Here is an 11,883-nt window from a genome sequence, read left to right as displayed (position 1 = left end):
ATATTGTTCGGAATTCGCGCCGCAGGAAAGAGCAGAAGGATTTTCGGATGGATTACCGGCCAAGACGCACGCTGCTCTACCTGCCCGCTTCCAACGCGCGGGCGATCGAAAAGGCGCGCGACCTTCCGGCCGACGTGGTGATGCTGGATCTTGAGGACGCCGTTGCGCCCGACATGAAGCCCGCCGCGCGCGACGCTGCCGTGGCGGCCGTCGTCACCGGGTTCGGCGCCCGCGAAGCGGGCATCCGCGTGAACGGGTTCGGCACCCCCTGGGTAGAGGCGGATTTCGCCGCCGTCGCCGCCTCGAACGCAGCCTTCGTGGTGGTGCCCAAGGTGGACGGCCCGGAAGAGGCCGCGCGGGCCGTGGCGCTGGCGGGCGGCAAGCCGGTGTTCGCGATGGTGGAAACCCCGCGCGCGGTGCAGCGGGTGGACGCCATCGCCGATGTGCCGGGCGTGGCCGCGCTGGTGGCTGGCTTCGCAGACCTGACGAAGGATCTGCGCGCAAAGCCCGGCCCGGATCGGCTGCCGCTGATATATGCCGCCAGCCGCATCGTGCTGGCCGCCCGCGCCTCTGGCAAGCTGGCGTTCGACGGCGTCTTCACCGGCATCGGCGACGAGGCCGGGCTGGCCCTGGAAACGCGGCAGGCGGTGGAATGGGGCTTCGACGGCAAGACGTGCATCCACCCCGGCCAGTTGGACACGGTGAACCGCCTGTTCGCCCCCAGCAGCGAAGAGGTGGCGCATGCGAAAGGCCTGATCGACGCCCACCGGCTGGCCATGGCAGAAGGCAAGGCCGTCGCCACCTTCAAGGGCAAGATGGTGGAGGTGCTGCATGTGCTGGAAGCCGAGCGCACGCTGAAGATCGCCGAACTGGTGGGCGAGATGGGCGGGCTGGCGGCGAAGGTGGTGGAAGCCGCGGTGGAGTAGCGGCTCAGTCCCCGGCCGGAAGCCAGCCCGGCACGATCAGGGTGGCTGGCGCGCCCGCCACCGTCAGCGGATGATCCAGATAGTCCATCCGGAAGATCGCCATCTGCCGGTCGCCCGACCCATCGGGCGACACATGCCGTGCCCCGCGCAGCTCGCCGGCCACGCGCTCGCCCGCCATCACCTGCGCGTCGGCCGCTGCCGGCCCTGTCAGCCGCAGCGGCAGCAGCCGTTTCCGCAGCTTGTCGCGGTGGTGCATCCGGGCGGTGTTTTCCTGCCCCGTGTAGCAGCCCTTGGTGAAGCTCACCCCGTTCAGTTCGCGGGCGTTGGTTTCCAGCCACAGCAACTCGTCGGACCCGATCTCGTCCGCCTCGGGCAGCCCCAGCGGCAGCCGGTGGGCGTGCCAGTCCGCCATCGTCGCGTCGGCGGCGGCCTCCGCCGCGAGGAAGCGGCTGCCGGCCAGCGCAGTGCGCGGATCATTGCCCGGCTCCCCCCATTGCTGGAAGATCTTCAACCCCGGTTCCGGCGCAATCGCCACCTGGCGGCGCAGCCGGAACATCGTCAGCCGCTTCGCCAGCGCGTCGGCCTGCCCGGCCTCCACGTCGATCAGCACATCGTCCGCATCCGCGAACAGGAACAGCTGGAACAACGCCTTGCCCTGCGGGCTGAGCAGCCCGGCATACAGCGGCGCCGCATCGGACAGGGCGCCCACATCCTGCGTGAGCATCCCCTGCAGGAAGGGGCGGACATCCGGGCCGGAAAGCCGCAGAATCTTGCGATTGATCATGTGACACAGGGGCATCGCCGTCCTAGATAGCGGGGATGGCAAGCGCTTCAACCTTCGACAGCCTGTGGACCAACGGAACCGTGTGGACGCCGGGCGGCCCGGTCGAGGCGGACATCGGCGTGACGGGCGGCAAGGTGGCCGCCATCCTGCCGCGCGGGCAGGGTTCGGCGGGCAAAACGCGCGACTGCGCCGGCCTGATGATCCTGCCCGGCCTGATCGACACCCAGGTGCATTTCCGCGAGCCGGGGCTGGAGCACAAGGAAGATCTGGAATCTGGCTCCCGCGCGGCGGTGCTGGGCGGGGTGACGGGCCTGTTCGAGATGCCCAACACCAAGCCGCTGACGGACACGGCAGAGGCGATGGCCGGCAAGGTCGCCCGCGCGAAGGGCCGCATGTGGACCGATCATGCCTTCTACATGGGCGCCACCGCCGACAATGCGGCCCATATGGCAGACCTGGAACGGCTGCCCGGCTGCTGCGGCGTGAAGATCTTCATGGGCGCCTCCACCGGCGACCTGCTGGTGGCGGATGACGCGAATCTGCTGAACGTGCTGAAGCATGGCACCCGCCGCGTCGCCATCCATTGCGAAGACGAGTTCCGCATGCGCGACCGCATGGGGGAACGCATCGCAGGCGATCCGTCCAGCCACCCCGTCTGGCGCGACGATGAAAGCGCATTGCTGGCGACGAAGCGGGCGGTCAACGCCGCGCGGGCAGCCCGGCGGCGGGTGCACATCCTGCATGTCACCACCCCGCAGGAACTGGGATATCTCAGCAAACACAAAGATATAGCATCCTGCGAGGTGACGCCCCAGCACCTCACGCTCGCCGGGGAAGAGGCCTATCCCCGCCTTGGCACCCACGCCCAGATGAACCCGCCGATCCGCAGCCAGTGGCATGTGGACGGGCTGTGGCACTGGCTGGGTCAGGGCGTGCCCGATGTGCTGGGATCCGATCACGCCCCGCACACGCTGGACGAAAAGGCGAAGTCCTATCCCGAAAGCCCGTCCGGCATGCCCGGCGTGCAGACGATCGTGCCTCTGATGCTGACCCATGTGGCCGAAGGCCGGCTGACACTGGCGCGGCTGGTGGACCTGATGGCGTCCGGCCCGCAGCGGCTGTTTGGGCTGATCGGCAAAGGCCGGATCGCGGTGGGCTATGATGCGGATTTCACCATCGTGGACCTGAAGGCGCAGTGGACCATCGAAGACAACTGGCTGGCGAGCCGTTGCGGCTGGTCCCCCTTCACGGGGATGCGGATGACGGGCCGGCCGGTGGGCACGGTGCTGCGCGGCGTGGCCGCCATGTGGGAAAATCAGCTGGCGGCCGCGCCCGCCGGCGTGCCATTCCAGTTCGAAGAAACCCTGCGAGAGCAGTGAAACCGGGGAGATTGAGATGACCAGCGTGACATTCGCCGCATCGCGGGACGAAAAAAGCGCCGCCGCGCTTGTGCTGTTCGTGGGCGAAGGCGGGCAGTTCACCGCGGGTGCCGAAGCCGTGGACAAGGCCGGCGGCGGGCAGCTGGGCCGCGCCATGAAGGCCGCGAACTTCACCGGCAAGAAGGGCAAGGTTCTGGAGGTTCTGGCCCCCGCAGGCGTTTCCGCATCGCGGGTGCTGCTGGCCGGGATCGGCGAAGGCGCGAAGGCCGACGCCCGCACCTTCGAAGATCTGGGCGGGGAAATCGCGGCCAAAGTGCAGACGACGGATGCCGAACTGGCGGCGGACTTCACGGGAATCGCGGACCTTGCCGTCGGCACCGATGTGGCGGCCGCGCATTTCGCCCATGGCGTGGATCTCAGGAACTGGCGCTTCGACACCTATCGCACGAAGCTGAAGGACGAGCAGAAGGGCAAGCTTGCGAAGCTGACCCTGATCGGCGCGGCCGCCAGCGCGAAGCCGCTGGCCGAGCGGCTGGCCGCAGTCGCCGCCGGGGTCGCCTTTGCGAAGGAGCTGATCACCGAGCCGGGCAACATCATCTATCCCGAAAGCTTCGTCGCCCGGGTGAAGGCCAAGGTGGAGCCGCTGGGCGTGAAGGTGACGGTGCTGGACGAGAAGGAGCTGGCGAAGCTGGGCGCCGGATCGATGCTGGGCGTGGCGCAAGGCTCTGTCCGCCCGGCCCGGCTGCTGGCGATGGACTGGAACGGCACCGGCGACGAGAAGGCGGTTCCGGTCGCGCTGGTGGGCAAGGGCGTGACCTTTGATACCGGCGGTATTTCGCTGAAGCCGGGCGCCGGCATGGAAGACATGAAGTGGGACATGGGCGGCGCGGGCGCGGTGGCCGGGATGATGGTGGCGCTGGCGGGCCGCAAGGCGAAGGCGCGGGTGGTCGGCGTGTGCGGCCTTGTCGAAAACATGCCCGACGGCAACGCCCAGCGCCCCGGCGACATCGTGACGAGCATGAGCGGCCAGACAGTGGAAGTGCTGAACACCGACGCCGAAGGGCGGCTGGTGCTGAACGACTGCTTCACCTGGACCCAGCGCCAGTACAAGCCGAAGGTGATGCTGGACTTCGCCACGCTGACGGGGGCGATCATCATCAGCCTCGCGCATCATTATGCCGGCGTGTTCAGCAATTCCGACGCGCTGTGGGGCAAGATCGAGTCGTCGGGCAAGGCTGTGAACGATCTGGTGTGGCGCCAGCCGCTTTCGGAAAAGGGCGGCCATTATGACCAGCTGATCGACAGCCCCGTCGCGGACATGAAGAATCTGGGCCCGCGCGAGGGCGGATCGATCACGGCGGCGCAGTTCCTTCAGCGCTTCGTGGACGACGGCGTGGAATGGGCGCATGTCGACATCGCGGGCGCGGTGTGGCGGCCGAAGGCCGGCGCGCTGCACGACAAGGGCGCAACCGGGTTCGGCGTGCGGCTGGTGGACAAGCTGATTTCCGACCATTTCGAGGGCTGAGTTGCCGCTGGACATCGGCTTTTATCACTGCACCCGCGCGCCCGCGGCGGAGGTGGCCGTGCGCCTGTCCGCCAAGGCGATGGAGGGCGGCCAGCGGCTGCTGGTGATCGGCCCGGCCGATCGGCTGGCGGCGCTGGACAAGGCGCTGTGGACCCTGCTGCCGGACAGTTTCCTGCCGCACGGCCTCGCGGGCGGCGCAGACGATGCAGAGCAGCCTATCCTGCTGTCGGAAACGGTGACGCCCGCGAACGGGGCGAGGCTGCTGCTTTCGCTTGAAGCCGGCGTGCCCGGCGAGATGGACGGGTTCGACCGGGTGCTGAACCTGTTCGAGGACGGCAGCCCCGCGCATGAGCGGGCGCGCAGGGACTGGAAGGCGCTGTCGGCCCGCGACGGGCTGACGCGCAGCTACTGGCAGCAGACCGAGAGGGGCGGATGGGAAAAGCGGGGCTGATCGCGCTGGCCCTGCTGGCGGCCCCGGCCGCGGCGGACGTGCCCGAAACGGCGCTGCTGACGGCGGCCCAGCCGGCGAAAGTCGCGGAAGTCGTGCGCCAGCTGGGCCGCCCCGGCCTTCTGGAGACCGACGAGGCGGGCGACCCCAGCATCGCCACCGGCTTTGCCGGATATCCGGGCCGGATCTGGTTTTTCGACTGCATGGAGGATGGATCCGATTGCCTGGGCATCCGGCTGCAGGTGGGGATCGGCACCGTGCACAAGCTGACGCTGGCGCAGGTGAACGCCTTCAACCAGGAAAAGCGCTTCGCGACGCTGAGCCTGGACGAGGACGGCGACCCGATTCTGGCCTATGACCTGTCGATGATGAAGCCGGGCGTTTCGGTTGCGGCCTTTGCAGACAGTTTTCGCCTGTTCGACCAGCAGGCCACCGCGCTGGTGGAGATGGTGAAGGCCGCGGAAAATGCGGCGAAGAAGTAAGGCGGAGTGGGAGACAGGTATGAAGGCGTATGCAGCGATATCGGCCCTTTTGATGATTGCCGCTCCGGCGGGGGCTCAGGATCTGCCGGGCACGACGATGCTGAAGGCCAGCGATCCGGCCGGAGTTGCCCGTTATCTGAACCAGCTTGGTTATCGCGCCAAGCTGACGAAAGACAAGCAGGGCGACCCGAAGATCGAAACCGGGCTGGGCGGCTTCAACGCGGGGCTCTACTTCTATGGCTGCGAAAAGGGCGCGGACTGCACCTCTTTCCAGTTTCAGGTGGGGATCGCCAGCGACACCAAGCTCAGCCTGGAACAGGTGAACAACTTCAACAAACAGTATCGCTTCAGCCAGCTCTCCCTCGATGAAGAGCGCGACCCATGGCTCTACTACGACCTGCCGAGCGGAACCGCCGGGATCAGCGGCGACGCGTTTGCGCAGGCTGTCGACATCTATGAGGAGCAGCTGAACAAGCTGGACCGCCTGCTGGACGAAGCCAAGGCCGCTGCCAAGTAGCCCGTTTCAGTCGACTACCATATTGGTTGTTCCACGTGGAACATTTCCCTACACTTTGGAATCAATGACTTAAGGTCAATTCCTGTAGGGTTTGTAGGGAATGTTCCACGCGGCCAACGGATTCAAATAAAAGACCATTCCGGCATCGCCCCCGGGAAACTCGACTGCACTTCCTTCAATAACAGGATTGGGCAATACGCATGATTCTAATAGCGCGCTGTCGCCGCCCGTTCTCGAATCCGGCTCGCGATTTCATCACCTTCTGAAATCAGTGCAAGAACCTGAGCGCGAATCAATTCGAGACGCTGGCTGTCGTCAGAGCTCTCGACCTCATCGTCGATGAGTAGATAAGTCTGCAGGTACAGAGATATCGTCTTTTCACGTCGATTCCGCTCGTCTTTTTCCATAGGAAGACTAGAAAGATGAATTTCCCAAGATTTGTTTCCCTTCCTAGAGTTGCAAGTCTTACAGCAAGGCAGCAAATTGCCCAGCCTATGGCCATAACCGCTGAATCTACTATTCTTCACTGTGGCAAATACATGATCCCATGTGTCCGCAGGATTTCCGCAATATGCACAGGAAAGGTCACTATCGGGGTCGTTGCCCAGCAAAATTACGGCCTGGCGGACGCGCGCCTCATCATATGAGTCGTGAGGTGCAATCGCAGCCGCGAACATATGATTGATCGTTGTCCGACGGCTTCGGAGCATCTTGTAAGGCTGAAGGTGGGCGGCGATGGATTTTACTCGCATACTCTTAGATTGCCCCTAATCATCTCGTATCACCACGCCCTGCACGGCATTTTGGTGGCGTGAGCAGTTCTTGGATGATTCGTGAATGGATCAGGAAAGCGTGGCGATGTTCACCGTGTCGGTCGGCGTCACGCGCACCTTTCGGCCGATGACGGGCACGTCGATCAGGCTGCCGGGATTGTCGTGGATCTGGGCGAGGAAGCGGGTTCCGTCTGCCAGGCGGCCGATCAGCAGGGCGAAGGCCGGTTCGCCCTTCATGTGGACCACCGTGAAGGTTTCGATGCTGCCCTCGCCTTCGGGCTTCTCGGTGAAGGCGGGGCTGGGCATGGTGTCGATTCCGGCCTGGTAGCTGGCGGGATCGGTGCGCGCATAGGCCTTTGGCGTGGTGCTCCACACGCCGAAGCTGTGCTTGGTGAGATAGCCGCCGTTCGCGAAGACGAGGCCGAAGCTGCCGGGGTTGGCGCGGCAGCGGGCCGCCACTTCGGCAATGCCGTGCATGCTGTAGTTGTTGCCCGGCCCGCCGAAATAGGGGAGCCCGCCCGTGAGCGTGAGGCCGCGGGGATCATCCTGCGCGATGCCGATTTCATCCGCCGCGATTTCCACCGCGCTGGAAAAGCAGCTGTAGATATCCATGTGCGCCAGATCGGCGGGCGTGATGCCGGCCTGCTTCAGCGCATGCGCCGCGCCGATGCGCACCGCCGGAGACGAATGATAATTCACCCGCTCGCTGACGAGGATCTTCTCATGCGTGTCGGCGTTGCCGTGCAGATAGACGCGCTTGCCGGCGGGAACACCGAGCCGGTCGGCTGCTTCCGTGCTCATCAGCAGCAGGGCGGCGGCCTGATCGACAAACATGTTGGCGTTCAGATATTTGGTATAGGGATAGCCGATGTAGCGGTTGTCGCCTTCGGGCGTGATGATCTCGTCTGCCGTGCGGGCGACGGGCAGCTGGGCATAGGGGTTGGCGGCGGCGACCTCAGTGAAGCGGGCCATCAACTGCCCGATGGCCTTGCGGTGGCTGACGGGATCGCGGCCATAGTGCGCGCCCAGGGCGTTTTCGAACAACGGGTAGATGTTGACCGGCAGGGCGATGCCGTGCTGCATTTCGTGCGGCGTGGCGTAAGTGGTCTTTTCCGGCCACTGCTCGGCGGCTTCCGGGCTTTCCTCTGCCCAGTCCAGCTTCAGCCCGGCCTTCTGAGCGCGGGCCTGCGTGCGCAGCGGTTCGCAGCCCGTCAGCAGCACCACATCATTGGCCCCTTGCGTGATCAGCTCGGCGAAATGGTTCACCAGCATCTGCGGCGAGTTGCCGCCCACCGGGCCATAGAGGCTGCGCTTCGGCGCGGCGCCGATGCGGCGGGCCACGGCCCAGGGCAGGTTGTTCTGCTTGCCAAACGGCGCGCCGAAGCCGGAATCCTGGAACAGGCGCACCACCGTCACGCAGTCGATCACGGCTTCCACGCCTGTTGCGCCGCTGTCCGCAATGGCCGCGCGGGCAACGGCGGCCATCATGTCCTGCGGGGACAGGCCCTGCCCCGGTTCCGAAGTGCGATCGACGCTCTGCGCGAGGCCGACAAGGACGGGGGTGCGGGGATCGATGCTCATGCAACAGCCTTTGTTGATGCCGCCCAGCGGGCGGCGCGGTTCAGGGTTTCGGTGGCGATCGGGGCGAGGCCGCCCATCGAGAAGAAGCCGTGGATCGTGCCGTCCACATGATCATGGACGGTTTCGACACCGGCGGCATGCAGGCGGCCGGCATAGGCCAGCCCCTCATCGCGCAGCACATCATGGCTGGCGGTGATGACATAGGCGGGCGGCAGGCCGGAAAGATCGGCCGCGCGCAGGGGCGCCGTCGTCGCGTCTGGCGCGGAGGTGTCGGGCAGCCAGTGCGCCCAGAACCATTCCATCGCTTCGCGCGAGAGGCCGAATTCGGCATTCTCGGCATAGCTGGCGTGGGCGTCGGCCGGGAAATCGGTGACGGGATAGACGAGGAGCTGGCCCGCCAGCGCCGGGCCGTCGGCGCGGGTGGCGAGCGCCGCGAGGGCGGCGAGGTTGCCGCCGGCGCTGTCCCCGCCGACGAGGAGGCGCGCGGGATCCCCGCCGTGGGCCGCGGCGTTGGCGGCGGCCCAGTGCAGGGCGGCGGCGGCATCCTGCTGCTGCGCGGGGGCCTTCGCCTCTGGCGCGAGGCGATAATCCACGCTGATCACAAGCAGCGGGCCATGCGTGCTGAGAAAGCGGCAGACATTGTCATGCGTTTCGATGGAGCCGAGCACCCAGCCGCCGCCGTGCAGCCAGACGAGCGTGGGCAAGGGATGCTGCGCGCCGTGCGGGGTGTAGAGGCGGACGGGCAGCGGGCCGGCTTTGGTGGGAATCGAAAGATCCTGTGTGTCGACCGCGACGGGGGCGAAGGGCCGCACCGCTTCCACCCGCAGGGCCATGCCGGCGCGGGCCTCTGCCACGGACAGCGTTTGCAGCGCGGGCTGGCCTTTGCCCAGTTCCAGCATCTGGGCGATGATCGGATCGAGTTCCATCGGCGCGTCTCCCTCTGCGCCGGCCTAGCCCCCGGCGGGCGGCTGTGCAGCTAGCGCTTTTTCGGGCGGGGGCGACGCGCTAGGGGCGATGGATGAACGAGACGGCGGAGCTTGATGCGATCATCCTGGGCGGCGGGGCGGCCGGGCTGATGTGCGCGGCCGTGGCGGGCCAGCGCGGGGCGCGCGTGCTGCTGGTGGATCATGCGCCGGAGGTGGGGCGGAAGATCCTGATTTCGGGTGGCGGCCGGTGCAATTTCACCAATGTGGGGGCGGCCGCGGACCGCTATCTTTCTGGCAACCCGCATTTCGCGAAGAGCGCGCTGGGGCGATACAGACCGCAGGACTTCATCGACCTGGTCGATCGCCACGGCATCGCCTGGCATGAAAAGACGCTGGGGCAATTGTTCTGCGACGGGTCCGCCCGCCAGATCGTGGCGCTGCTGCTGGACGAATGCGCGGCGGGCGGCGTGGCCTTTGCGCTGGGGCAGCCGGTGACGGATGTGACCCATGCGGACGGGCGGTTCCGGGTGGCGGTGGGCGGGCGCGAGATGGCGGCGCCCGCGCTGGTGCTGGCAACCGGCGGCCCCTCCATCCCCAAGCTGGGGGCGAGCGATTTCGGCTATGGGCTGGCGCGGCAGTTCGGACTGAGGATCGTGCAGCCGCGCCCGGCGCTGGTGCCGCTGACGCTGCCCGCTGGGGAGGCGCTGTTCCGCGAGCTTTCCGGCGTGGCGACCGGGGTGGTGGCGCGGGCCGGGAAGGCGGCCTTCCGGGAAGCCGCGCTGTTCACCCACCGGGGGCTTTCGGGGCCGGCGATCCTGCAGATTTCCTCTTACTGGCAGCCGGGGGAGGCGATCGGCGTGGATTTCCTGCCCGATGCGGCGCCGGGCTGGCTGACGGCGGCCAAGCGGGAGCGGCCGAAGGCGGTGCTGCGCGGGGTGCTGGCGGGCCTGCTGCCGCAACGGCTGGCCGATGTGCTGGCGGAGCGGCTGGGCGTGGGCGAACTGCACGCGGCGAAGGATATGGCGCTGGCCGAGGCGGAGCGGCGGCTGCGCGACTGGACCTTCCGGCCGGATGGAACGGAGGGGTTTGCCAAGGCCGAAGTGACGGTGGGCGGGATCGCGACCGACGGGCTTTCGCAGCGCACGATGGAGGCGAAGCGGGTGCCGGGCCTTTTCTGCATCGGCGAGGCGGTGGACGTGACCGGCTGGCTGGGTGGATATAATTTCCAGTGGGCCTGGGCCAGCGGCTTTGCGGCCGGGGAGGCGGTGGCCGCACGATTGGGCGAATGACGGCCGGGGCGGCGGGCGCCGCCCCGAACGCCATTGGTTCAGGCCTGCGGGGCCACCCCGCCCAGCCCGCCGTCGCGGCGGCGGCCGGCCTTGGGCAGGCCGGAAACGCCGCCCGTGCCGAGCGGGGGCAGCTTGTCGGCGGTGTCGGGGCGGTCGATCTGTTCGCCCTTGATCACCTTCACGATCTCGTCGCCGGACAGGGTTTCATATTCCAGCAGCGCCTGGGCCACGGCCTCGAGCTCGCCGGCGTTGTCGGTGAGGATCTGGCGGGCTTTTTCATAGCCTTCCAGCACCAGCCGCTTCACTTCGGCGTCGATCATCTCGGCCGTTTTTTCCGAGACATTCTGCTGCCGGCTGACCGAATGGCCCAGGAACACTTCCTCCTGGTTTTCCACATAGAGGAGCGGCCCGAGCTTGTCCGACATGCCCCATTGGGTGACCATCGCCTTGGCGAGGTTGGTGGCCATCTGGATGTCGCCGCTGGCGCCCGACGTGACCTTGTCGTGGCCGAAGATGAGTTCCTCGGCAACGCGGCCGCCCATCGCGACGGAGAGGTTGGCGTACATCTTGTCGCGGTGGAAGCTGTAGCTGTCGCGTTCCGGCAGGCGCATCACCATGCCCAGCGCGCGGCCGCGCGGGATGATGGTGGCCTTGTGGATCGGATCCGAGGCGGCCTCGTGCAGGGAGACGACGGCATGGCCGGCCTCGTGATAGGCGGTCAGCTTCTTCTCGTCCTCGGTCATGACCATGGACTTGCGCTCCACGCCCATCATGACCTTGTCCTTCGCATCCTCGAACTCGGCCATGCCGACGAGGCGCTTGGAGCGGCGGGCCGCGAGCAGCGCCGCCTCGTTCACGAGGTTGGCGAGATCGGCGCCGGAGAAGCCGGGCGTGCCGCGCGCGATGACACGGGCATCGACGTCGGGCGCGAGCGGCACCTTGCGCATGTGAACCTGCAGGATGCGGACCCGGCCCTCGATGTCGGGGCGGCCCACGGTGATCTGGCGGTCGAAGCGGCCGGGGCGCAGCAGCGCCGGATCCAGCACGTCGGGGCGGTTGGTGGCGGCGACGATGATGATGCCTTCGTTGGCATCGAAGCCGTCCATCTCGACCAGCAGCTGGTTCAGCGTCTGCTCGCGCTCGTCGTTGCCGCCGCCGAGGCCGGCGCCGCGATGGCGGCCGACGGCGTCGATTTCATCGATGAAGATGATGCAGGGCGCGTTCTTCTTCGCCTGTTCGAACATGTCGCGCAC

12 protein-coding genes are annotated in these 11,883 nt (G+C 67.0%); 7 read left to right on the top strand and 5 right to left on the bottom strand.

Translation table 11 applies throughout. The features are described from left to right. The first annotated feature begins 47 nt into the window (after window positions 1–47). Window positions 48–926, top strand: coding sequence for a CoA ester lyase (locus ACE3O8_RS04345; protein WP_374387166.1), 879 nt, complete (start codon window positions 48–50; stop codon window positions 924–926). Window positions 927–930: 4 nt separating this feature from the next. Here ACE3O8_RS04345 and ACE3O8_RS04340 read toward each other — a convergent pair whose 3' ends face one another. Then, the gene (locus tag ACE3O8_RS04340; RefSeq protein WP_374387164.1) at window positions 931–1,710 is read right to left on the bottom strand and encodes a folate-binding protein YgfZ; all 780 of its coding nucleotides are present in this window, start codon (window positions 1,708–1,710) and stop codon (window positions 931–933) included. A 35-nt stretch (window positions 1,711–1,745) separates the two neighbouring features. Between ACE3O8_RS04340 and ACE3O8_RS04335 the strand changes: the two genes are divergently transcribed. The 5 genes from ACE3O8_RS04335 to ACE3O8_RS04315 are packed head-to-tail and all read left to right on the top strand — an operon-like array spanning window position 1,746 to window position 6,061. Next, on the top strand, window positions 1,746–3,089 hold the full coding sequence (locus ACE3O8_RS04335; protein ID WP_374387162.1) for a dihydroorotase: 1,344 nt from the start codon (window positions 1,746–1,748) through the stop codon (window positions 3,087–3,089). A gap of 16 nt (window positions 3,090–3,105) precedes the next feature. Then, window positions 3,106–4,614, top strand: a complete 1,509-nt coding sequence (locus tag ACE3O8_RS04330) for a leucyl aminopeptidase (protein WP_374387160.1) — start codon at window positions 3,106–3,108, stop codon at window positions 4,612–4,614. Between the two features lies 1 nt (window position 4,615). Continuing rightward, window positions 4,616–5,065, top strand: coding sequence for a DNA polymerase III subunit chi (locus ACE3O8_RS04325; protein WP_374387158.1), 450 nt, complete (start codon window positions 4,616–4,618; stop codon window positions 5,063–5,065). Beyond that, a complete protein-coding gene (locus tag ACE3O8_RS04320) occupies window positions 5,047–5,544 on the top strand; it encodes a YbjN domain-containing protein (protein ID WP_374387156.1) in 498 nt (165 codons plus the stop codon). The genes ACE3O8_RS04325 and ACE3O8_RS04320 overlap by 19 nt, the downstream gene beginning before the upstream one ends. 52 nt (window positions 5,545–5,596) lie before the next feature. Then, window positions 5,597–6,061, top strand: coding sequence for a YbjN domain-containing protein (locus ACE3O8_RS04315; protein WP_374387154.1), 465 nt, complete (start codon window positions 5,597–5,599; stop codon window positions 6,059–6,061). 206 nt (window positions 6,062–6,267) lie between these two features. On the opposite strand, the gene ACE3O8_RS04310 is transcribed toward ACE3O8_RS04315, so the two are convergent. The 3 genes from ACE3O8_RS04310 to ACE3O8_RS04300 all read right to left on the bottom strand — a co-directional run bounded on the left by ACE3O8_RS04310 (window position 6,268) and on the right by ACE3O8_RS04300 (window position 9,341). Continuing rightward, complete coding sequence (locus tag ACE3O8_RS04310) at window positions 6,268–6,468, bottom strand: hypothetical protein (RefSeq protein ID WP_374387152.1); 201 nt, start codon at window positions 6,466–6,468, stop codon at window positions 6,268–6,270. A 435-nt stretch (window positions 6,469–6,903) separates the two neighbouring features. Continuing rightward, window positions 6,904–8,415 carry an acetyl-CoA acetyltransferase gene (locus ACE3O8_RS04305; protein ID WP_374387150.1) on the bottom strand — a complete coding sequence of 504 codons (1,512 nt, stop codon included), beginning with the start codon at window positions 8,413–8,415 and terminating at the stop codon, window positions 6,904–6,906. Next, the gene (locus ACE3O8_RS04300; RefSeq protein ID WP_374387148.1) at window positions 8,412–9,341 is read right to left on the bottom strand and encodes an alpha/beta hydrolase; all 930 of its coding nucleotides are present in this window, start codon (window positions 9,339–9,341) and stop codon (window positions 8,412–8,414) included. The genes ACE3O8_RS04305 and ACE3O8_RS04300 overlap by 4 nt, the downstream gene beginning before the upstream one ends. A gap of 92 nt (window positions 9,342–9,433) precedes the next feature. Between ACE3O8_RS04300 and ACE3O8_RS04295 the strand changes: the two genes are divergently transcribed. Continuing rightward, complete coding sequence (locus ACE3O8_RS04295) at window positions 9,434–10,630, top strand: NAD(P)/FAD-dependent oxidoreductase (RefSeq protein ID WP_374387146.1); 1,197 nt, start codon at window positions 9,434–9,436, stop codon at window positions 10,628–10,630. Window positions 10,631–10,668: 38 nt separating this feature from the next. Here ACE3O8_RS04295 and ACE3O8_RS04290 read toward each other — a convergent pair. Beyond that, window positions 10,669–11,883: ATP-dependent metallopeptidase FtsH/Yme1/Tma family protein (locus tag ACE3O8_RS04290; protein WP_374387144.1), on the bottom strand; the 1,215-nt coding region annotated here is incomplete at its 5' end.

The sequence above is a fragment of the Sandaracinobacter sp. genome (assembly GCF_041909755.1).
Classification (GTDB): domain Bacteria; phylum Pseudomonadota; class Alphaproteobacteria; order Sphingomonadales; family Sphingomonadaceae; genus Sandaracinobacteroides.
This window is presented reverse-complemented; position numbering and strand designations above follow the sequence as displayed.